At 71.3% G+C, this 20,265-nt stretch carries 17 protein-coding genes; 9 read left to right on the top strand and 8 right to left on the bottom strand.

The window, feature by feature from the left end:
* Window positions 1–370: 370 nt before the first annotated feature.
* Window positions 371–952, bottom strand: a complete 582-nt coding sequence (locus tag Adu01nite_RS11830; protein ID WP_203726624.1) for a GNAT family N-acetyltransferase — start codon at window positions 950–952, stop codon at window positions 371–373.
* Between the two features lie 599 nt (window positions 953–1,551).
* Here Adu01nite_RS11830 and Adu01nite_RS11825 point away from each other — a divergent pair.
* Together Adu01nite_RS11825 and Adu01nite_RS11820 are read left to right on the top strand one after the other, a co-directional pair.
* A complete protein-coding gene (locus Adu01nite_RS11825) occupies window positions 1,552–1,932 on the top strand; it encodes a hypothetical protein (protein ID WP_203726623.1) in 381 nt (126 codons plus the stop codon).
* A 69-nt stretch (window positions 1,933–2,001) separates the two neighbouring features.
* Window positions 2,002–2,988 carry an SMP-30/gluconolactonase/LRE family protein gene (locus Adu01nite_RS11820; protein ID WP_203726622.1) on the top strand — a complete coding sequence of 329 codons (987 nt, stop codon included), beginning with the start codon at window positions 2,002–2,004 and terminating at the stop codon, window positions 2,986–2,988.
* Between the two features lie 4 nt (window positions 2,989–2,992).
* Here the strand turns inward: Adu01nite_RS11820 and Adu01nite_RS11815 are convergent, their stop codons facing one another.
* The gene (locus Adu01nite_RS11815) at window positions 2,993–3,466 is read right to left on the bottom strand and encodes a hypothetical protein (protein ID WP_203726621.1); all 474 of its coding nucleotides are present in this window, start codon (window positions 3,464–3,466) and stop codon (window positions 2,993–2,995) included.
* Between the two features lie 186 nt (window positions 3,467–3,652).
* On the opposite strand from Adu01nite_RS11815, the gene nhaA reads away from it, so the two are divergent.
* Window positions 3,653–5,515 carry a Na+/H+ antiporter NhaA gene (nhaA, locus tag Adu01nite_RS11810; protein ID WP_203726667.1) on the top strand — a complete coding sequence of 621 codons (1,863 nt, stop codon included), beginning with the start codon at window positions 3,653–3,655 and terminating at the stop codon, window positions 5,513–5,515.
* Here the strand turns inward: nhaA and Adu01nite_RS11805 are convergent.
* From Adu01nite_RS11805 to Adu01nite_RS11790, 4 genes are read right to left on the bottom strand one after another with little or no spacing between them, the layout of a single operon-like run.
* On the bottom strand, window positions 5,512–6,105 hold the full coding sequence (locus tag Adu01nite_RS11805; protein ID WP_239132323.1) for a DedA family protein: 594 nt from the start codon (window positions 6,103–6,105) through the stop codon (window positions 5,512–5,514). The two genes, nhaA and Adu01nite_RS11805, sit on opposite strands and share 4 nt — an antisense overlap.
* Before the next feature lie 58 nt (window positions 6,106–6,163).
* Window positions 6,164–6,898, bottom strand: a complete 735-nt coding sequence (locus Adu01nite_RS11800; RefSeq protein ID WP_203726620.1) for a class I SAM-dependent methyltransferase — start codon at window positions 6,896–6,898, stop codon at window positions 6,164–6,166.
* A gap of 14 nt (window positions 6,899–6,912) precedes the next feature.
* Window positions 6,913–8,184, bottom strand: coding sequence for a glycosyltransferase (locus Adu01nite_RS11795; RefSeq protein WP_203726619.1), 1,272 nt, complete (start codon window positions 8,182–8,184; stop codon window positions 6,913–6,915).
* 32 nt (window positions 8,185–8,216) lie between these two features.
* Window positions 8,217–10,484 (bottom strand): glycoside hydrolase domain-containing protein, encoded by a 2,268-nt coding sequence (locus Adu01nite_RS11790; protein ID WP_239132314.1) that lies wholly within the window; start codon window positions 10,482–10,484, stop codon window positions 8,217–8,219.
* A gap of 87 nt (window positions 10,485–10,571) precedes the next feature.
* On the opposite strand from Adu01nite_RS11790, the gene Adu01nite_RS11785 reads away from it, so the two are divergent.
* The 4 genes from Adu01nite_RS11785 to Adu01nite_RS11770 all read left to right on the top strand — a co-directional run bounded on the left by Adu01nite_RS11785 (window position 10,572) and on the right by Adu01nite_RS11770 (window position 16,355).
* On the top strand, window positions 10,572–11,534 hold the full coding sequence (locus Adu01nite_RS11785) for a hypothetical protein (RefSeq protein ID WP_203726617.1): 963 nt from the start codon (window positions 10,572–10,574) through the stop codon (window positions 11,532–11,534).
* 1 nt (window position 11,535) lies between these two features.
* Window positions 11,536–12,492 (top strand): COG1470 family protein, encoded by a 957-nt coding sequence (locus Adu01nite_RS11780; protein ID WP_203726616.1) that lies wholly within the window; start codon window positions 11,536–11,538, stop codon window positions 12,490–12,492.
* Window positions 12,480–15,482: an NHL domain-containing protein gene (locus tag Adu01nite_RS11775; RefSeq protein WP_203726615.1), complete on the top strand. Its 3,003-nt coding sequence runs from the start codon at window positions 12,480–12,482 to the stop codon at window positions 15,480–15,482. Before Adu01nite_RS11780 ends, Adu01nite_RS11775 begins: the two co-directional genes overlap by 13 nt.
* Before the next feature lie 123 nt (window positions 15,483–15,605).
* Entirely contained in the window at window positions 15,606–16,355 is a 750-nt protein-coding gene (locus Adu01nite_RS11770; RefSeq protein ID WP_203726614.1) for a hypothetical protein, read from the top strand.
* A gap of 1 nt (window position 16,356) precedes the next feature.
* Here Adu01nite_RS11770 and Adu01nite_RS11765 read toward each other — a convergent pair whose 3' ends face one another.
* Window positions 16,357–16,824 (bottom strand): hypothetical protein, encoded by a 468-nt coding sequence (locus Adu01nite_RS11765; RefSeq protein WP_203726613.1) that lies wholly within the window; start codon window positions 16,822–16,824, stop codon window positions 16,357–16,359.
* A gap of 147 nt (window positions 16,825–16,971) precedes the next feature.
* Between Adu01nite_RS11765 and Adu01nite_RS11760 the strand changes: the two genes are divergently transcribed.
* Together Adu01nite_RS11760 and Adu01nite_RS11755 are read left to right on the top strand one after the other, a co-directional pair.
* Window positions 16,972–19,068, top strand: a complete 2,097-nt coding sequence (locus Adu01nite_RS11760) for a TIR domain-containing protein (protein ID WP_203726612.1) — start codon at window positions 16,972–16,974, stop codon at window positions 19,066–19,068.
* Window positions 19,065–19,916 carry an aminoglycoside phosphotransferase family protein gene (locus Adu01nite_RS11755; RefSeq protein WP_203726611.1) on the top strand — a complete coding sequence of 284 codons (852 nt, stop codon included), beginning with the start codon at window positions 19,065–19,067 and terminating at the stop codon, window positions 19,914–19,916. The genes Adu01nite_RS11760 and Adu01nite_RS11755 overlap by 4 nt, the downstream gene beginning before the upstream one ends.
* Here the strand turns inward: Adu01nite_RS11755 and Adu01nite_RS11750 are convergent.
* Window positions 19,913–20,236, bottom strand: coding sequence for a plasmid stabilization protein (locus Adu01nite_RS11750; RefSeq protein ID WP_203726610.1), 324 nt, complete (start codon window positions 20,234–20,236; stop codon window positions 19,913–19,915). The genes Adu01nite_RS11755 and Adu01nite_RS11750 overlap by 4 nt on opposite strands.
* Window positions 20,237–20,265: the final 29 nt, after the last annotated feature.

Below are 20,265 nucleotides of genomic sequence, written 5' to 3'. Positions count from 1 at the left end.
CGAAGCCTGCCGGGGCGGAGCCTGTTGCTGGACCGGCCGGGTCGAAGTCAGCCGGGTCGAAGTCAGCGGGATCGAAGTCGGCCGGGGCGGAACCCTTTGCCGAGGCGGGGGTGGCCGGGGCGGAACCCGCTTGCGGGGCGGGGGTGGCTGTGGCAGGAGCTGTGGCTGCTGCGACTTCGTGGCCGGTGAACCAGCGCCGCGGGCGGCGGTGGCGGCCACAGTAGGTGGGGCTCGCGGGCGGGCGGTCCAGTTCCGCTGTCGAATTCATGGGCATCAACCTATGAACGTGGCCGTGGGTGTCGCGTGAGTTGCCGTACTCAATCGGTCCGAGTAGCGGGGCGCGGTCCGATTCCGGTGGTCGGGAGGACGTTCAGCCTGCGGCCGGGCGGAGGTCCTGCTTGATCAGGCTGTAGACGGCCAGGTCGGTGCGGGTGCCGCTGCGGGTCGGGGCGAAGTTGCGCAACGTGCCTTCGAACTGGAAACCGGCACTGTCGGCCACGTGCCGGGACGCCGAGTTGGCCGTGGCGGCGTGGAGGCTGATCCGCTCGTACGCGATGTCACGCAATGCCCAGGTGGCCACCGCGTTCGCCGCTTCAGCCGCGTAGCCGTTGCCTCGGGCCCACGCCGCCGTCCAGTAGTGGATCTCGGCGTTGCGGCTGGTCCAGTCCGCGTCGAACAGGGCGACGTGCCCGATCAGCCGGCCGCCCTCGCGCGGTTCGACCGCGAACGACACGCCCTTGCCGTCCAGCCGATGCTTCTCGGTCCCCAGCGTGCACCACTCGAACGCGGTCTTGAGCCCGGCGTTGGCGTAGGGATAGCCCACCGGGGCGGTGCTGACGAACCGCTCCTCGTGCCAGGCCGCGTGCACCTCCGGAACATCGGACGCCTCGAACGGCCGGAGCCGCAGCCGGTCACTGGTGATGACCGTGCGGGGGAACACCTCATCGGACATACCGCGAACCTACGTGATCACGACCGGTCCGGGGGCCGCGCTCCCCTGCTCGTCGCCGGGTAGTACATCGGCAAACTAACAGAATGGAACCGGCGGCGTTCGCCTTGAACTTGGCATGATCGAATACTGACGAAGGCGGTAGGTCGTGCGGAAGAATTTCGGCATGCGACAGCTACAGTTCTTCACCACAGTCGAATTGGCCAAAATGCGCGATCGGACGGCGCGGCGCAACTATTCCGAGGTCGCCGAGGAGTTCCGGCGCACGCATCGGCGCGATCGCGCTCGAGGGCTCCCTCGCCGGCACCCCCAACGCCTCTACCATGCGTGGCAGCACGGCACCGACCCGCCGGCGGGGGGGCACGGCCGAGGCTGGTCACTCGTCCGCGGCCCCCCGGAGGAACTGCGGCCGTGACCCGCGCAAACGTCGGCAGCAATGTAACCGCGCCCGCCGGAATGGAACATTCTGGAGACGACTCTGCAATTCCCGAGCCCACAAGGAGGTGGCCTGTAAAATAGCTCCCGATTTCGGGCTGCCATTTCAGTCGGTAGTCGCACGAATGGGCGGCAATCGGGTTGAGCCCGCATACGAGCATGGGCCGATGTCGAGCTGGTTCTGCGTCCGGCCGCTGTCGGTCGTTGCCGTCGGTCTTGTCCTAGCTTCCTGCTCCGCCGGCGGGAAGCAACCGGGCATCCAGCGGAGCGGCCAGCCGATCGCAGAGCGGAGCGGTGGCCCGGCAGCCGGTGCCGGCGACGGTGCCGGCGACGGCGACGGCGACGGCGACGGTGCCGGGCTCAACTACGGGCAGGCCTGGGGCTACTCGCCGGCGCGGGCGGTCACGTTTCATGCCTGCGCGGACTTCGACACTGCCTTCATCGGGGGTTTTCACGTCGCCGGGCGGCGTTGCGTACCGCTGGTCGTGACCGAGCAGGGGCGGACGCCGGTGCGGGTTGCGGTCTCGTTCTTCGCGGGGAGGTGCTGACTTCGGCCGAACAGGAGCGGAGGGCGTCTGCGTATCGACTCGCTTCAGAGCCATTGGTATGAATGCCGGATGGACTTGCGAGTTGTCGCGGTGCCGGGGTTCGGCGCGGAGGATGTCGTCGTCGCCACCGGTGGGCCGTTCGAAGGGCGCGTCTTCACCGGGACCGAGGACGGCAACATCTTCTGGGTTGCGCCGGATGGGCAGGTTGGCTCGGTGGGGAGCACCGGTGGGCGGCCGCTCGGGCTCGAGTTTCTGCCGGATGGGCGGCTGCTTGTCTGTGATGCCCGGCTTGGGCTGCTTGCCGTTGATCTCGCCGGTGGTGGGGCTACCGACGGGACGGTCGGCGGCAGCACCCGGCGGAACGTGGAGACGCTGCTGGACACCGTTGCTGGGCTGCCCATGCGCTTCTGCAACAACGCGGCCGTTGCCGGGGACGGGACGATCTACTTCTCCGACTCCTCCACCGTGCACCCGATCGACGAGTGGCGGGCCGAAGTCGTCGAGGTGACCCGCACGGGACGGCTGCTGCGCCGGACGCCGGACGGGCAGGTCGACGTGCTTGTCGACGGGCTCGCCTTTGCCAACGGGGTCGCCCTGGCCGGCGACGAGTCGTTCGTCGTCGTGGCCGAGACGGCCGCGCGCACGCTGGTTCGCTACTGGCTCACGGGAGCGGCCGCGGGGACCAAGGACTTCCTCGTTGCCGATCTGCCCGGCTATCCGGACAACATCTCGCGTGGCAGCGACGGGCTCATCTGGGTCGCCGTTGCCAGCCCGAAGGACCCCGTTGTCGAACGGCTTCAGCGTGGGCCGCTCTGGCTTCGGCGGCAGGTCACCCGGATTCCGGAGAAGCTCCAGCCGGCGCCGAAACGTACGGTGCGCGTTCAGGCGTACGGCAATCATGGGGAACTCAAGCGTGACCTGCGGGCTCCGGGTGACCGCTTCCACATGGTGACCGGCGTGCGTGAGCACGCCGGTCAGGTCTGGCTCGGCAGCCTGCACGAGCCGGCGATCGCGGTCCTCACCAGCGGCGAGAGCGACAGCGACAGCGCGGGCTGAAACCTCACGAACAGTGGTGGGTGACCGGGGACAGCCATTCCTTCAGGGTCGGGCCGAGGACCTTGTTGACGTCATCCGTCGTCTTGATGCCGGCGAAGAACGTCGCGTCCTTCGCCTTGGCCTGCAGGCTGTCGGCGGTCTGCTTGCCGTCCGCCTTGATCTGCGCGTCCGCGCTGGTCTCGGTCGCGGTGCGGACGGCGGTCGCCAGCGCGGTCAGCTTCTGCTGCGCGGCATCCTGGGTCGTCTTCGCGGGGCCCGCCACCATCTTGCTGAGCGCCTCGGCGAACGGACCGACGTTCTTGGTGTACGCCTGGCCCAGTGCCTCGCACGACTCCTTCGTCTGGACCAGCGCCGACGGCAGCGCGCCGCCGCCGGGGCCGGACGCGGCGGTGCTCGGGGTCTGGCCGGTGGCGGTGCCGCACGCGGCCAACGCGCTCAGCGCACCGCCGAAGATCAATGCGAGCACGGCACGGCGCATGACAAACCTCCAGCACGAAACGGGTTGAGAGCCGTACGATACGACGCTCCTGACAGCGACGTCCATAGATCTAAGGGAGAATTTGGGAGCGCTCCCAAGATTGCGGGTGCCGCGGATCTCACCATCCGTGCCGGGGCCGGACGCAAACTTTAACGATCACGTGCTTGGGTGTACGCCGTGAGCGACATGAACGGCAGCACCACCTGGACCCGGCGGGTCGCGCCGATCCGCGTCTTCCTGCGCACCGAGGCGGGCAGTGCCGGCGTCCTGGTCGCCGCGATCGTCGTGGCGATGATCTGGGCGAACGTGGCCGACGGGTCGTACGAGAGCTTCTGGCACACCGATCTCTCGATCCACCTCGGCGACATGAGTGTCGAGCTCACCGTGCGGGAATGGGTCAACAGCGGCCTGATGACGCTGTTCTTCCTGGTCGTCGGCCTGGAAGCGCGCCGCGAGTTCGACCTCGGCGACCTGCGCGACCGGCGCCGCTTCATCCTCCCGGCCGCCGCCGGCATCGCCGGGATGATTCTGCCGGTGTCGATCTTCCTGGCGATCAACCACGGCGGCCCGGGGACGGCCGGGTGGGGCGTGGCGATGTCCACCGACACCGCGCTCGCCCTGGGGCTGCTGGCCCTGGTCGGCAAGCGGGTCCCGGACCAGGCGCGACTGTTCCTGGTGACCGTCTCGGTGGTGGACGACCTGGTCGCCCTGATCGTCATCGCGGTCGCCTACACCGACGAGATCAGCCCGATGCCGCTGCTGGTCGCGGTGATCCTGTTCGGGATCACCATCGTGATGGGCCGGCTCAAGGTGCGCAGCGGCTACGCGTACGTGCCGTTCGGCATCGCCATCTGGGGCGCCATGCTGGCCAGCGGCATCGACCCGGTCGTCGCCGGTCTCGCGCTCGGCCTGACCGCCGCCGCCTACACCCCGGACCGCGGCGCGCTGGAGCAGGCCAGCGATCAGTTCCGGTCGTTCCGCGAGCAGCCCACCCCCGAGCTGGCCCGGTTCGCCCGGGTGACCCTGGTCCAGACGCTCTCCCCCAACGACCGGCTGCAACGCACCTACCAGGGCTGGAGCAGCTATCTGATCGTGCCGCTGTTCGGCCTGGCCAACGCGGGCATCTCGATCGACGCGCACTTCCTGCGCACGGCGGTCACCTCACCGGTGACGATCGGCGTCTTCCTGGCGTACGTCCTCGGCAAGCCGATCGCCGTGACCGGCGTGTCCGCCCTGATCGCCGTGGTGACCAAGGGCCGGATCCGGCCCGGCGTCGGCTGGGCGTCGGTGCTGGGCAGCGGCACCATCGCCGGCATCGGTTTCACCGTGTCGTTCCTGATCGCCGCGCTCGCCTTCGAGGGCCCGATGCTGGCCGAGGCGAAGCTGGGGGTCCTGGCCGCCGCGGTGGCCGCGTCCGTGCTGACCTGGGCCGAGTTCCGGATCACCTTCATGCTGCCGAAGGCGAAGCGGGCGGTGGCCCTGCTCGGCGACGCCGACCAGCTGATCGACCTGATCCCCGAGGTCGACGAGGAACGCGACCACGTGCGCGGCCCGAGCGACGCGTCGGTGACGCTCGTCGAGTACGGCGATTTCCAGTGCCCCTACTGCGGCCGGGCCGAGCCGATCGTCCGCGAGGTGCTCAACGACATCGACCTGCGCTTCGTGTGGCGGAACCTGCCGCTGACCGACGTGCACCCGCAGGCCCAGACGGCGGCGCAGGCGGCGGAGGCAGCCGGCCTGCAGGGAAAGTACTGGGAGATGCACGACCTGCTCCTCGCCAACCAGGACAAGCTGCGCATCATGGACCTGCTCGGCTACGCGCGGCAGCTCGACCTGGACACCGAGCGCTTCCACGCCGACATGATGCAGCCCACCTGCACCGACCGCATCGCCGGCGACGTCGAGTCGGCCGATCTCAGCGGCGTCTCCGGCACCCCGACGTTCTTCATCAACGGCCGCCGCCACTACGGCGCCTACGACGTGCACACCCTCAAGGAGGCGATCCGCCTGGCGCGCGTCCGCGCCAAGATCGCCGAGAAGCGCCGCTAAATCTTTGCGCGCCGGCGGCGGCGGCGATTCCAGATGTACGCGAGGAGCAGCACGACAGCCGCAGCGATGGCCACCACCAGGTAACGGCTGATCGTGGTGGTGATCTCCTCCAGGTGGTTGCCGGCGAAGTAGCCGACCGTCGACCAGCAGCCCACCCACAGGGCCGCACCCAGCACGTTCCAGAGCAAAAAGCGCGGGAACGGCATCCGGGTCGTGCCGGCGACCACGCCGTTGAACTGGCGCAGGCCCTCGACGAAGCGGGCCACGACCACCATCTTCGGGCCGTGCCGGGTCATGAACGCCTCGAACTTCTCCAGCCGCGGGGGCGTCAGACGAACGTACCGGCCAAATCGCGTGAGTAACGGCCGGCCGCCGCGGCGCCCGATCCAGTAGCCGACGCTGTCGCCGACGGCGGCGGCGAGGAAGGCCGTGACCGCCACCGCGAAGATGTTGAAGTGCCCGCGGCCGGCGTAGGCGGCGGCCGCGATGATCGCCGTCTCCCCCGGCGCCGGGATGCCGAAGCTCTCGACGAAGACGATGGTGGCGACGCCCGCGTAACCGAACCGGTCGACGGCACCCAGCATCTCCATCACCGCTCCACCGTAGGACCCCGGCCCCCGGGTAACCCGATTCAGCGATGGACGTCACTCAGTGTTTGCTCAGCGAAGGCGATGCCGTGCCCTCGGCCAGCATCGCGCAGCCGAGCACTTTGGGGTGGCGCAGCGGGAACGGCAGGTCGACAAGGTCGCCGAGCGGGGTGAGCTTGCCCGGGATCGCGGCCTGCGACGGGTAGTACGCCGGGTCGGCGAACGGGTCGACGAACACGAAGCGGCCGCCGGGGCGCAGGACGCGCAGCGCCTCGCGTACGGCACCCTCGTCCTTGATCTCGTGGAAGGTCATGCAGCTGACCACGATGTCGAAGGTGCCGTCGGGGAAGTCGAGGGCGGTGCCGCTCTGATCCCGGAAGACGACCCGGTCGGCGACGCCCTCGGCGCGGGCGTTGGCCTCGCACATCCGCTGCGAGTAGTGCCAGCCCGGGCCCCACGAGTCGACGCCGGTCACCGTCGCCGCGGGCCACGCCTGGGCGATCCGGACGGCCAGGCTGCCGCTGCCGCAGCCGATGTCGAGCACCCGCGGGCCGCCGCCGGACCGGGCGGCGATCAGCTCGTGGATCCGGCGCTGGCCGCCGCCGGGGCCGAGACGATAGGCACTGAGCAGCAGGATCGCGGCAATGTAACCGAAGGCGGCCAGCGGCACGAGAAACAGCAGGAACCACGGCGAGACCACGGTGAGGGCGCACCCGGCCAGGCTCAGCGCGGCCAGCCCGGCGATCGGGTAGAGCCGGCCGGGCCGGAGCCAGGTGCGGTAGCTCGCCTTCGGCATCCGCCGATCGTAGGTCAGCCGAGCACGGCCGCGGACTCCTGGGGGAACAGGCTGTCGAAAACGGCACCGCGGTCGAATTCCATCGCTTTCGCCCGGGCCCGCCGCTCCAGGTCGGCCCGTTCCTGCGGGGTCATCTCCAGGATGACCCGGTCGAGGGCCTCGGCGAGACCGTTGATGTCGCCGGCCTCGACGATCACCGCCGCGTCGCCGACCGCCTCGCCGGTGCCGCCGGTCAGGGTGGTCACGATCGGGCCGCCGCCGGCCAGCATCTTCTCGGCCAGGGCGATGCCGAACGTCTCGACGAAGTCCGGTTCCGGCTTGGTGGGCAGCGCGTACGCGGCGCACCCGCGCATGAGCAGGGTCTTCTCGTCGTCGTCGACGTCGTTCAGGAAGATGATCCGGTCGTCCTCCTTGGTCATCGCCCGCACGTGTTCGAGGGCGGGCCCGTTGCCGGCGACGACCAGCTTCACCTTGTCCCGGCAGCGCATCTGCCCGTACGCGATGACCAGGTCGTAGATGCCCTTGGCCCGGGCCACCCGGGACAGGAAGAGGATGTAGCCGTCGCGTTCCAGGCCGCGGCGGGACAGCGCCGCGTCGACCTCGGACGGGTCCGGGTCGAGGAAGGCGGACGCGTCGATCGGCGGATAGCTGACCGTGACCCGGTTGCGGCACTGCTCGGCGAACGTGGTGCCGCTGTGCGTGTCGACCTCCTCGGCGGTCGCGATGATCTCGTCGCGGGTGTATTCGGAGACCGCGACCAGCTCGTCGTTGGCCAGGAACGTCGTGAACAGCACGGTGGCCGCGCCCCAGCGGCCCTCCCGCAGGCAGTTGCGGATCACGTTGGTGACGTCCGAGCCGACCGCCTTGGCGATCGTGCGGACCTGCGGCGTGAACCCGGCGGCGCGGGCGGCGTTGACCGCGTCGACGACCACGGTGGTGTGCGGCACCAGGTACATCGACAGGCAGACGGTCGGCACCGGCTCGGCAAGCAGCTCGACCAGCCGGCCGGTGAGCCCGGCCAGGTGGCGGCCGTCCGGCACCCGGTAGTCGCCGACCGCCTCCGGCCGTTCGACCGTGATGCCCTCGCTGTAGGGCAGCAGCCGGTCGAGCGGCTTGAGCGGCAGGCCGGCCGCTTCGAGCGTCGGGATGGGCCAGGTCAGCAGGCGGACGTCGTCGAAGCCGCGGGTGAGCGCGACCTCGGCGAGGTTACGGGCCTCACCGGAGTGGCCGCAGATCACCGGGTCGGCCCGGACGACGATGACAAGGCGGCGGCTGGGGTGGTTCATGGGGGTCCTTGTGGGGTCTCAACCGACGGGTGTCAGGTCAGGGACGGCGGCCGCAGCTCTTGTCCCCATTTGCTGGGCTCGGGGCCCAGCTTCAAATGCAGCCGGCCGCCTCGATGCACCTCGGCGGCGGACAGGTGGGTGGTGTGCAGGGCCTCGCCGTTGAGGGTGGCCGACTGCACGTACTGGGCGGGCGGGTCACGGTCGAGGCCGTCCACGCCGATCGGGGTCTCCCGATGCCCGGATGTCTCGATGACGAACTCGCCGTCGCCGGCCTGCAGCACCGCCCGGCCGAACGCGGGCGCGTTGATCAGGAAGAGGTTCTGCCCGGCGACCGGGAACAGGCCGAGTGACGCCCACACATACCAGCTGCTCAGGCCGCCGGAGTCGTCGTTGCCGGGCAGACCGCCCGGGCCGGTGCCGAACTGCCAGGTCAGGGCGGCGTGCACCACCTCGGCGGTGCGGTCGGGCCGGCCCGCCCAGTGGTACGACCAGGGGGCTTCCATGTCCGGCTCGTTGTTGAGGCCCTCGAAGCGGTGCAGGGCGTACCCGGCCGCCATCTCGGCCGGCTGCGGGCAGCGGCCGGGCTGCTTGACCGGGTCGGCGCCGTAGCCGAAGAACCGGTCGAGCATGCCGATGAACGCCGCGTCGCCGCCGGCCAGGCCGATCCGGGCGGCCATGTCCTGCACCAGGCGGAACGAGTAGTTCCACTTGCCGCCCTCGTAGAACTCCGAGTCGCGCAGCAGGCCGGTGGCCGGGTCGAACGCGTTGACCCACTGCCGGCCGCGGCGTTCCAGGTCGTCGGCGAGGCGGCGGTCGTTCAGCGAGCGGGCGACCCGGGCGGTGCAGTGGTGGGCGTACGCAAGGTCGAGGGTGTGTGTGATCGGGTGCACCACGCCGTGCTCGAAGAAGTCCTCGCCGTACATCCGGCGCAGGTCGTCGACCATGTGCACGAGCGCCCAGGACCAGTCGATGCCGGGCCGGGCCAGCGCGTGCGCGTCCGCGAGGGCGGTGTGCGCGAGCGAGCTGGCCTGCCGGAAGAACCGGTCGGCGCCGCGGGCCATCCGGTAGCCGATCGGGAAGTTGCCCTCCTCCTCGCAGACCCGGATCAGCGATTCGAGGATGTCGGTGTGCCGGTCCGGGGCGATCGCGGCCAGCAGCGGCAGCTGGGTCTTGTAGATGTCCCACATGGTGCAGACGTCGAACGCGTACGGGCCCGAGGTGGGCCAGAACGGGCTCTCGTCGTCGGCCACGCACGGCTTGATCAGCGAGTGGTAGAGCGCGGTGCCGAACACCGTGCGGCGGGCCTGGGTGCCGCCCTCGACCTGGACCCGGCCGACGTGCTCGCGCCAGCGGGCCCGGGTGCGCGACCGCACGACGTTGAAGGCGGGCTCGCCGTCCCGGCCGCACTCCCGTTCCAGGTTTTGTTTCGCCTGCTCGTGGCCGCGCAGCGAGAAGCCCATCCGGATCTCGACGACCTGGCCGGCCCGGGCCGAGCCCATGAAGAGCATGCCGAACGGCCGCAGCGTGGTGTGCCGGATGCTGTCGAAGTCGAGCCGGGTGCCGCCGTCGATGAGGCGCCGGTCGTACCAGAGCATCTGCCGCCAGCCGGGCGTCTCGGCCTGGACGTAGACCGACAGCGGCACGCCCTCCATCACCACGGTGCCGTGCGCCTGGCCGTACCCGAGGCTCTCCACCTGGGCCCGCAGCGGAACGGTGCGGCCGAGGTCGATGGCGAGGCCGCCGCAGGACAGGTCGACGACGACCCGGGCCGAGCGGTGCTCCGGGAAGGTGTAGCGGTGCACGGCGGTCTTCGGGCCGACGGTGATCTCGCAGCGCACGCCGGTGTCGAGGGTGGCCGCGTAGTAGCCGGCCTCGGCGACCTCGTCGTGCAGCTCCCAGGACTCCCCCAGCGCGTCCAGCGGCTGGACCATCGGGGTGACCCGGACGTAGTTGTAATACTTGCGGATCGCGCCGGTCCCGGACTGCTGGAAGTGGGTGAACCCGGACGCCTGGTGCCGGTCGAACATCTCCTCCGGCACACCCTCGGTGTTCTTCGCATACCGCCCGTAACCGGTCGGATAGGCACCGGAGTACGCACACGCGGACACCATGCCCAGCGGCGACGTGGCACCCGGGTGCGTGTTGCCCACCTGCGGTTTCGGCCACCACCAACTGGCGGCCAGACCATGCGCGCGGGGCAGGTCGGTCGCTGCGGTGCCGATGAAGGGATCGATGTCGTCGAGGATCCCGGAACCATACCTACTGCGACCCCTCCCGCGGTTTCGAACAGGTGAACTCACTGTTGATCAAGGTGAATCCGCTCATGGGGACGGGCCGGCAACCGAAAAGGGAGGCCTGCCCGACCGACGGAGTTGACGATGTCCCGCATGTGGAAGACTCGGCTGGCCGCCCTTGCGGTCCTCACCACGACAGCCGGGGTCGGCCTGGCCGCGCCCGCGTACGCCGCGCCGCTGACCAACGTCTCCTGGTCGCTGTCGCAGCCGCAGCCGGGCACCGCGAACGTGCGCTACACGTGGAGCTTCACCACCCCGAGCGGCGGGATCATCCAGTCGGTCACCTTCACGGTGCCGGCCGCGACCGCCGGCAGCTCGCTGACCGTCCCGGACGTCTACGGCCTGACCGGCGGCACCGCCGCCCTCAGCGGCACCACCGTCACCTACACGGTCACCGCGCCGGCCGCGGTCGCCGCCGGCACCTCGATCCTGGTGTCGATCGACGGCTTCACCAACACGACCAGCACCGGCCCGTTCACCAGCACGGTGACCACCGTGGTCGGCGGCACCAACACCGACACCGCGGTCAGCGGGCCGGTCACGATCAGCCCGAGCAGCACCGCGGTCACCGTGGTGGTGGCCCGGTCGACCGCGTTCAGCAGCGACACCACCAGCTTCAACATGCTGATGGACCCGTCGGTCAGCGCACTCACCGACCAGACCCGCGCGGTCAACCTGACCGTCGCCACCAATGCGGCCAGCGGCTACGTGCTGAACGTGAAGACCAGCCAGCCGCTCACCGGCACACTGCACAACACCAGCCAGTTCACCCCGGTGACCGGCGGCATGGCCACCGGCGTGGCGACCGGCGCGTTCAGCACCGGCCGGTTCGGCTACTCGCTGACCGCGAGCGGCGTGGGTGCGGCGACGTCGGCCCCGCTGACCTCGGGCAACTACGTCGGCTACACCACCGGCTCGGGCGAGGACGTGGTGTCGGCGACCGGGCCGACCAACGGCGACACCGTGGTCATCACCAACCGCGCCAAGATCGACTACAGCCAGCGGGCCGACAACTACACCGCCACGGTCACCTACACCGTGGTCCCCAACTACTGACGTGCGTACCCTCCTCGCGTTCGCCGCCGTCGCCGCGCTGCTGGCCGGCACCGCGGCACCGGCCGGCGCCGCCCCGACGACCAGCGGGTCGGCCGACTTCTCGGTCAGCACGTCGGCCGAGCCGGTGACGCCGGACGCCGACGGCGTGGTGCACACCCAGCTGACCGTCGCCAACAACGGCGTGCACGACCTCACCGTCAAGCTGCGCTCGGTCGGCGTGAAGCCGCTCGACGACGGCCGTACCGACCTGACCGACGACTCCGACCCGGTCTGGTCGGCGAGCGTCACCGTCGCGCCCGCCCTCGAACTCGCGGCGCACACCTACCGCCGGGTCCCGGTCACCATCCGGGTCCCGGCCGCCCTGCTGCCCGACATCTACCTGCTCGGCTTCGTCGCCGAGGCGCAGCCGGTCGAGCCGGGCGCGGCGGTGCGCATCTACCACCGGATCGGCGCGCTGGTCAGCCTGCAGCTCGCCGGTGCCCGGCAGCGGCGGCTCGAGACGACGTTCGAGCCGAACGGGTTCATCACCATCGGCTCGTCCTTCGACGGATCGTTCGACGTGCACAACGTCGGCGACGCGGCCGCGATGGCCCGCACCCAGGTGCAGCTCGGCTCGGAGGCCACCCTGCAGACCGGCGACGGGATGCAGCTGATCCCGTCGCAGACCTACCGGCACGTCACATTCAGCTATCGCGTACGGGGTTTCTTCCTGTTCGCCCGTCCGCAGGCGCAGGTGCTCTACGGCAACGGCACGCCCGCGCTGCAGACGGTCACCGCGGACGGGCTGCCGCTGCTGGTCATCCCGTGGTTCACGCTGATCCTGCTCGGACTGGTGGCGGTCGCGCTCACCGCGTACCTCGTCTGGCTGCGCCGGCGCCGCGCCGCCGCTCGCACCGAACGGGACGCGGCCCGGCACCGGCCCGGGCGGCACAGCGCGAAGCCGGCATGGGCGCGCTGAGGCCGCGCCGGCTGGCCCTGTTGCTACCGGTGGTCCTCGCGGCGATCGCCGTGCCGGCACCGGCCGAAGCCGCACCGGGTGACCTCGCCACCGTGGCCGGCACGGTCGCCACCGGCACCGCCACCTCGATCGCGATGGCTCCGCGCGGGGTCGCCGTCAACAGCGCCGGCACCGTGCTCTACATCGCCGACCAGGACAACAACGCGATCCGCCGGGTCGACCTGACCACCGGCGCCGCCACCGTGGTGGCCGGCATCGGTGCGCCCAACAACTCCGGCGACAACGGCCAGGCGACCGCGGCCGGCCTGAACAACCCGTACGACGTGGACCTCGACAGCGCCGGCAACCTGATCATCGCGTCCACCTCGAACCACCGGATCCGCAAGGTCACCGTCTCCACCGGCGTGATCACCCTGGTCGCCGGTACGTCGGCCGGTTACTCCGGCGACAACGGCGCGGCCACCGCGGCCCAGCTGCAGAACCCGTCCGGGGTGGCGGTCGCACCGAACGGCGACATCTACATCGCCGACACCGACAACTTCAAGGTCCGCAAGGTGTCCGCGGCGACCGGCGTGATCAGCGCGTTCGCCACGTTCCCGATCGCCCCGGCAACGTCGCCGGCGTCGGTGCGCGGGCCGGAGGACATCGCGTTCGACAGCGCCGGCAACGTCTACGTGACCGACTGCTACAGCAACACCATCAACCGCTACCCGCCGACCGGCGGCACCGCCACCGTGGTGGCCGGCATCCCGGGTGCGGTCAACTCGTTCAGCGGCGACCTCGGCCTGGCCACCGCGGCCAACCTGGCCTGCCCGACCGGCATCTACATCGACGCCACCGACACCATCTACTTCGCCGACTCGGTCAACGACCGGCTGCGCCGGTTCACCGTCGGCGGGCTCATCACCACGTTCGCCGGCACCGGCACGACCGGCCTGTCCGGCGACGGCGGCCTGGCCACCGCGGCCGCCCTGGACCGGCCCACCGACCTGGCCCGTGACGGCCTCGGCAACTTCTACTTCGCGCAGGGCGCGCTGATGAGCGGGTCGTCGGTGGCCACCACCGCGGTGGTCCGGAAGATCACCGCGCTCGGGGTGATCTCGACGGTGGCCGGCAACACGTGGAAGAGCTGGTCCGGCGACGGCGGCCAGGCCACCGCCGCCCAGCTCGGCCACCCGGCCGGGGCCGCGGTCGACGCGACCGGCACCGTGTTCGTGGCCGACTCGGCCAACAACCGAATCCGGAAGATCACCACGGCCGGGGTGATCAGCACGGTGGCCGGCACCGGCCTCCCGTGCGTCGCGCCCTGCGGCAACAGCGACATCGCCGACGGCGGCACCGCCACCGCCGGCAACCTCTACAACCCGCAGGCGGTCGCGGTGACCACGGCCGGTGATCTCTACATCGCCGACACCGGGCACAACCGGATCCGCAAGGTCACCGCGGCCGGGGTGATCAGCACGGTGGCCGGCACCGGCTCGTCCGGGAACACCGACGGCGCGGTCGCCACCGCGAAACTCAGCAAGCCGTACGGCCTGGCGGTCACCGCGGCCGGCGCGGTCTACTTCGCCGACCAGGGCTCCCACAAGATCCGGATGGTCAGCGGCGGCGTGGTCAGCACGGTCGCGGGCAGCGGGACCGGCACCTTCGGCGGCGACGGCGGCGCGCCCACGTCGGCCGATCTGAAAAGCCCCACCGACGTACGCTTCGACCGCGCCGGCGACATATACATCGCGGACACCGGCAACCATGTGATCCGCCGGGTGCACGCCGGGGTGATCAGCACGGTGGCCGGCACCGGCGGCACCGCGGGCAGCACCGGCGACGGCGGCCTGGCCACCGCGGCCACCCTCAGCAGCCCCGGCGGCCTGGAGTTCGACGGCGCCGGGAACATCTACATCGCCGACACCGGCAACCACGCGGTCCGCCGGGTCGACCGGCACGGCATCATCCACAACGTCGCCGGCAAGCTCGGCAGCGGCTCGTGGGGCGGCGACGGCGCGGCCGGTGCGGCCAGCGGCGGCTACCTGTTCAGCCCGGCCCGGCTCGCCCTGGACAGCGCCGGCGACCTCTACATCCCGTCCTCGGGCGAGCTGCGCGTCCGGATGCTGACCACACAGGGCACCGCCGCCACGTTCTGGGTGTCCGACGCGACCGCCGGGCACACCGGCACCACCTACGGCTGGGAATTCGTCGGCCAGACCGCCACCGCCCTCGGGAAGATCACCTTCACCGTGCCGAGCGGCACCACCAACGCCGTCCCCTACCTGGTCAGCACCGTCGACCTGCCGACCACCGGGACCATGACGCTCAGCGGCACCACGCTGACCTACACGTTCGCGTCGCCGATCACGGTGCCCGCCGGCCGGCACGTCTACCTGTCCGCCGGCGGCTTCACCAACACCGCCACCACCGGCCCGCAATACAGCACGGTGACCACGCTGACCAGCGGCGGCACCACCGTCGACACGGCCCGCTCCGGCGCGATCTCGTTCACCACGCCGAGCGCCACCGTGCTGCCGGTGCCCAACCCGACCCAGACGGTCACCGTGGCCGGCACCACCACCATCCAGGTCGACCCGCTGATCGGCGCCGACGTCAGCACCAGCATGCCGATCACGGTGCGGACCAACGCCACGCACGGCTACACGGTGAGCGTCCACGGCACCGCGGTCAGCGGTGCTGGCGGCACGATCACCGCGGTCTCGGCCGGGCAGGCGAGCGCGGTCAGCGCCGCCGCCTTCGGCGCCGACCGGATCGGCTACACGGTCGCCGGGGTCGGCGGCAGCGCGGCGGGAAGTGCGGCAGCAGCGTTGAGCGGCGCGTACGCCGGTTACACGAGCGGCGGCGAGACGGCGGTGACCGCGACCGCCCCCACCTCGGTGACCGGCGACGTGATCGCCCTGGTAACCCGGATCCGGGCCGACCGCATGCTGAAGCCGGGCACCTACACCGGCACGATCAGTTACACGGTCACCCCGTCGTACTAGGTCCTGGCTGCTCACCCTCGCATGATCGGCCATTCCGATATGGACGATCATCTACGTCTGTACGGAGGGTGACGGCCGTACTCATGCCCGGTCGGCCGCCGTGGCCGCCCTGGGAGGAGCGGGATGACGACCGACGAGCAACCGAATCCGGTGGACACGGGCAGCCCGGGCCGGAAGTGGTCGCGCCTCCTCAAGGTGCTGACCGCGGCCGGGGTGGCCACCGCGATCGGGGTCGTCGCGGACGTCTCCCAGGTCTCCGGCTTCAACCTGAAGGACGCCTGGCAGCACCTGCACGGGTCCGGCCCGGCCTCCGCCACACCGGCGCCGTCGGCCGGGTCGTCGCCGTCGGCGGCCCCTCCCTCGGTTACGCCGACCTCGGCGCCGACGTCACCGGCGACCTCCCCTCCGCCGGGCAGCGGCGGCCCCTCGCACACCACGACGACGACGCCGGTCACGGACGCCGGCCCGACGGTCACGGTTACGGTTACGGTCAGCAAGAAGTCGACGGCGGTGGCCGCGCGCGCGACGATCACCGCGCCGGCCGACGGTCTCACCACGACGGACACCTCGGTGCGGCTGTCGATCTCGGCCGCGCCGGTCAGCGTTGCCGGCTGGGTCTGGTACGTCGTGGTCAAGCCGGCCCACCACACCACCTCCGACTACCTCTACCGGATGCGGGCCGAGACCGGGACGCTGACGGTCGGGATCGGGCCGGCCACCGGCGGGTCGGGGGCGACCGACGACTACGTGATCCAGGCAGCGCTGATCGAAGCCGGCGCGGCCGACACGATCGGTGGCTACCGGGATGACATGTTCGCGCCGGCCGGCACCCGCTACTTCGGACGGATCACCGTCCACCGCGAGTCGCAGTAGGTCAGGGTGTCACGCCGGCCAGTTTGGCCAGCATCTCGACGTAGATGCCCAGCTCGGCCTGGACCCGCTGCAGGTCCTTGTCGAACTCGGCCCGCCTCGGCCAGCCGGACTCGCCGGACGGCACCGAGGCCTCGAAGGCGGTCAGCTCGGTGTGCCAGCGGACCATGAACGGGCGCAGGCCCTCGTTGAGGATGCGGATGGCCAGCGGGCCGAGCGCCTCCGGGCCGTCGGCGATCTCCGGGCCGGCCTGGCGCAGCACCTGCCGGGTCGTGCCGAACAGGGTGTACAGCGAATTCAGCGCCTCGCGGGCGAAACCCTGGCCCTCCTCGAGAGGGCGCACCGCGACCCTGGTCGCCAGCTCGACGTAGAGGTTCCACGCCGCGCGGGCCTCGGCCTCCGACACGTCGACCTGAACACCGCCGAGCCCGAAAGGAAGATTGATCGAAACGGTACGCAGCCGCAGCGCCATGGGGTCAGCTTAAGGGGCCGGGGCGGCCTCCCCTGATTGTCCACAATCGGACACGGAGGGTGGTGGCGCCGGTGCGGCCGGTGGGTATCGTCGCCGTACAGCCGACCGGATCGAGGTTTCGCGATCACCAGCCCGCTCACCGTCCACGTGCTCTTTCACCCCGGCTCGGGGAAAGCGGCCGGCCTGGCCCGGTCGCTGTTCGAGCGTCTCTACGGGCCGAGCACGGACCTGGCGCCCCGGATCCCGGTCCGGTTCGGATCGTTCACCGCGGACGAGTTGCCCGAGGCGCCGCGGCTCGACAGCGCCCGATCGCTCATCGTGGTGCTGATCGACGGCCGGATGGCCCGCGACGACGACGGCGGCCGGGGCGCCGGGGCGTGGGCCGACCTGGTGGTCGAGCTGCTGGAGCAGTATCCGTCCGGCACCTCGGCCGAGTGCTCGGTGCTGCCGGTGGCCGTCGACGCCGGCGCCTTCCAGCTCTCCGGTCGTCTCGACGGGGTCAGTTTCGTGCTGCTCGACGACAGCAAACCGCAGCACCTCGAGCAGCACGTGGCGCTCGGCTGCCTCCGGCTGTTGGCCGACCAACCGGCGTCGGCGGACGCGCACGACGTCGACCGGTTGCCGCCCACCGACGTCGAGGTGTTCATCAGCCACGCCAAGCTCGACAAGGTCGGCAGCCGGTCCGGGCCGGTCAACGGGCTGCTCATCGCCGGCCGGGAACTTCCGCTCAAGGCGTGGTACGACTCCAGCGACATCCCGCCCGGGGCCCGGTTCGCCGCGGAGATCGACGCGGCGATCCGGCGGTGCAAGGTGGTCATCGTGGTCCTCACCGACGCCTACTCCAGCCGGGAATGGTGCCGGCGGGAACTCCTGGCCGCCAAGGCGAGGGGCCGGCCGATAGTCGTGGTCGACGCGATCACCACCCGGGTCGTGCGCATGTTCCCGTACGTCGGAAACGCTCCGACCGTGCGATGGCGGGCGGCGCTCGCGACGACCGAGCCGTCGGCCGCCGTCCGGGCGGAGTGGGAGGACGAGGACGCCCGGGAGGTGGTGGTCGAGGCGCTGTTCGAGGCGCTGCGCTACCGGCACGAGGTGGCCCGGTTGACCGCCGTCGACTCCGGCGGTGACGCCGTCGTGCTGGGCACGCACCCGGAGTCGGTGACCGTGGCCGCGCTGCCCGCGGACGCGGTGCGGGTGCTCTATCCGGATCCGCCGCTCGGCCGCGACGAGCTGGAGTACGTGCAGCAGGCCCGGCCGAGCGTCGAGCTGACCACCCGGCTGCAGCGGCTGGCGCTGATCAAGGCCCCGGCCGAACCCTCCTCGATCGCCCTGTCCATCTCCGGCGCGCATGACATCGGCCGGTACGGCGGCAGCGACCTCCATCTGGCCGCGGTCGCCCACGACCTCGCGCTCTACCTGCTGTTCCGCGGCCACAAGCTGGTCTACGGCGGAAGCCTCGAGCACGGCGCGCCGGGCGACGGCACCGCACCGGGCGACACCGTGAACTACACCAAGAGCCTGCGGGAGCTGGTGTTGAGCTACTCACCGCTGGCCCGGGAGCTCGGCCTGCCGATGAGCCCGATCCGCAACTGGATCGCCTGGCCGGTCGCCACCCAGCTGACCGACGACGAGCGGGACCAGTCCGCGGGCTTCACCAGGCTCGTCGTGGACGACGAAAGCATGGAACCGGCGGACCTGAACGTCAGCCCCGCGGAGTACGAGCGGGCGGCGGCGGGCAAGTTCGCCCGGGTCACCGCCCTCGACCGTTACCTGCACGCCCGGGGTCTGACCCGGATGCGGACGAGGTCGACGGCCGAGGCGGCCGCGCGGGTGGCGCTGGGCGGCAAGCTGCTCGGCTACTACGGGCTGATGCCGGGCGTGGTCGAGGAGATCCTGCTGACGGTGCGGGCCGGCAAGCCGGTCTTCCTGCTCGGCGCGTTCGGGGGCGCCACCCGGGCGGTCGTCGACGTCCTCGACGGCGCGGCGCGGGAGGAGTTCACCACGGCCTGGTGCGCGGCGAACGTGGCCGGCTGGCAGGATCTGCGGGCCGAGTTCGACCGGCGCGACCCGTCGGCCCCGAGCCCGGAGGCGATGGCCGCGGAACTCGCGGCGTTCGGCACCAGCGGGCTGGCCGGGGCGTTCCACAACGGCCTGACCGAGGACGAGAACCGCGAGCTCGTCACCACCACCGACCCGTGGCGGGCGGTCGAACTGATCCTTCGCGGTCTGAGCGCCGTCGAGTGAACCCGGCGATCGACACCCGTCTCGTCCGCCGGCTGGTCGACGGGCAGTTCCCGCACTGGGCCGATCTTCGGCTGCGGCCGGTCGAGCGGAGCGGCTCCGACCACGTGATCCACCGGCTCGGCGACGACCTGGCGGTCCGGCTCCCCCGCCACGACGGGGCGATCGGGCAGTCCGAGAAGGAGTACGAGTGGCTGCCCCGGCTCGCACCCGGGCTACCGCTCGCCGTTCCGGTGCCGGTCGCGGTCGGGCGGCCGGGCGAGGGTTACCCGTGGCCGTGGGCGGTCGCCCGGTGGCTGCCCGGCGAGGTGGCGACCGTCGCGGCCTTCGGCGAGTCCGCCGCGGCCGCGGCCGCCCTGGCCGGTTTCCTGCGCGCGTTGCAGGCGCTGCCGGTCGACGGCGCGCCGGCGGGGAGAGCGCCCCTGGAAGCACGGAACGACGTCACCCGGGCCCGGATCGCCGAGGTGGCCGGGGTGTTCGACGCGGCCGCGCTCACCCGGGTGTGGGACGAAGCCCTCTCCGCGCCGGGCTGGGACCGGCCACCGGTGTGGTTCCACGGGGACTTCCACACCGGCAACCTGCTGTCGGCGGGCGGCCGGATCAGCGCGGTCATCGACTTCGGCGGGCTCGGGGCCGGTGACCCGGCCCGGGACATGACGATGGCGTTCACCCTGCTGGGAGCCGGGCCGCGGCGGGTGTTCCGGGCGGCCCTCGGAGTGGACGACGCCACCTGGGCGCGCGGGCGCGGATGGGCTTTGGCCACCGGGCTCAACGCGTACACCTCGTACGCAGCAATTGATGATCGCGTCGCCGCTCAGACCTCGCGCCAGATCACGCAGGCCGTTCTTTAACCGGCGAGAGCTCGCTCGAGCTCGGCCTTCGACATCGACGAGCGGCCGGCGATGTTGCGCTTCCTCGCCTCGTTGTAGAGCTGCTCCTTGGTGCGGCCCTGCGCGCCGGTGTGCGACCGTTTGCCGCCGCGGTGCCCGGACGAGACGTCCTTGAGCGACGAACGGCTGGCCGTCCTCGACTCGCCGGCCCGGGCCCGCTCCTTGTTGACCGTGCGGGCGGCGATCTCGGTGGCCAGCTTGTCGGAGCCGCCGCGGTCCTTGACGCTGTCCTTGATGTGCTCGTACTGCCGTTCCCTCTTCGGGCTGGAACCCGCGGGCATGGTCGTCTCCTCTCGCCGAACGCCTACGA

This window comes from Paractinoplanes durhamensis (assembly GCF_016862175.1).
GTDB lineage: Bacteria > Actinomycetota > Actinomycetes > Mycobacteriales > Micromonosporaceae > Actinoplanes > Actinoplanes durhamensis.
The sequence above is the reverse complement of the archived record's forward strand: the minus strand, read 5'-3'. Positions and strand labels throughout refer to the sequence as shown.

Excerpts from the sequence above, each read along its gene's own strand:
- Adu01nite_RS11830 (WP_203726624.1), bottom strand. The coding sequence starts at position 952 with ATGTCCGATGAGGTGTTCCCCCGCACGGTCATCACCAGTGACCGGCTG.
- Adu01nite_RS11825 (WP_203726623.1), top strand. The coding sequence starts at position 1,552 with ATGTCGAGCTGGTTCTGCGTCCGGCCGCTGTCGGTCGTTGCCGTCGGT.
- Adu01nite_RS11820 (WP_203726622.1), top strand. The coding sequence starts at position 2,002 with ATGGACTTGCGAGTTGTCGCGGTGCCGGGGTTCGGCGCGGAGGATGTC.
- Adu01nite_RS11815 (WP_203726621.1), bottom strand. The coding sequence starts at position 3,466 with ATGCGCCGTGCCGTGCTCGCATTGATCTTCGGCGGTGCGCTGAGCGCG.
- nhaA (WP_203726667.1), top strand. The coding sequence starts at position 3,653 with ATGAACGGCAGCACCACCTGGACCCGGCGGGTCGCGCCGATCCGCGTC.
- Adu01nite_RS11805 (WP_239132323.1), bottom strand. The coding sequence starts at position 6,105 with ATGGAGATGCTGGGTGCCGTCGACCGGTTCGGTTACGCGGGCGTCGCC.
- Adu01nite_RS11800 (WP_203726620.1), bottom strand. The coding sequence starts at position 6,898 with ATGCCGAAGGCGAGCTACCGCACCTGGCTCCGGCCCGGCCGGCTCTAC.
- Adu01nite_RS11795 (WP_203726619.1), bottom strand. The coding sequence starts at position 8,184 with ATGAACCACCCCAGCCGCCGCCTTGTCATCGTCGTCCGGGCCGACCCG.
- Adu01nite_RS11785 (WP_203726617.1), top strand. The coding sequence starts at position 10,572 with ATGTGGAAGACTCGGCTGGCCGCCCTTGCGGTCCTCACCACGACAGCC.
- Adu01nite_RS11775 (WP_203726615.1), top strand. The coding sequence starts at position 12,480 with ATGGGCGCGCTGAGGCCGCGCCGGCTGGCCCTGTTGCTACCGGTGGTC.
- Adu01nite_RS11770 (WP_203726614.1), top strand. The coding sequence starts at position 15,606 with ATGACGACCGACGAGCAACCGAATCCGGTGGACACGGGCAGCCCGGGC.
- Adu01nite_RS11765 (WP_203726613.1), bottom strand. The coding sequence starts at position 16,824 with ATGGCGCTGCGGCTGCGTACCGTTTCGATCAATCTTCCTTTCGGGCTC.
- Adu01nite_RS11750 (WP_203726610.1), bottom strand. The coding sequence starts at position 20,236 with ATGCCCGCGGGTTCCAGCCCGAAGAGGGAACGGCAGTACGAGCACATC.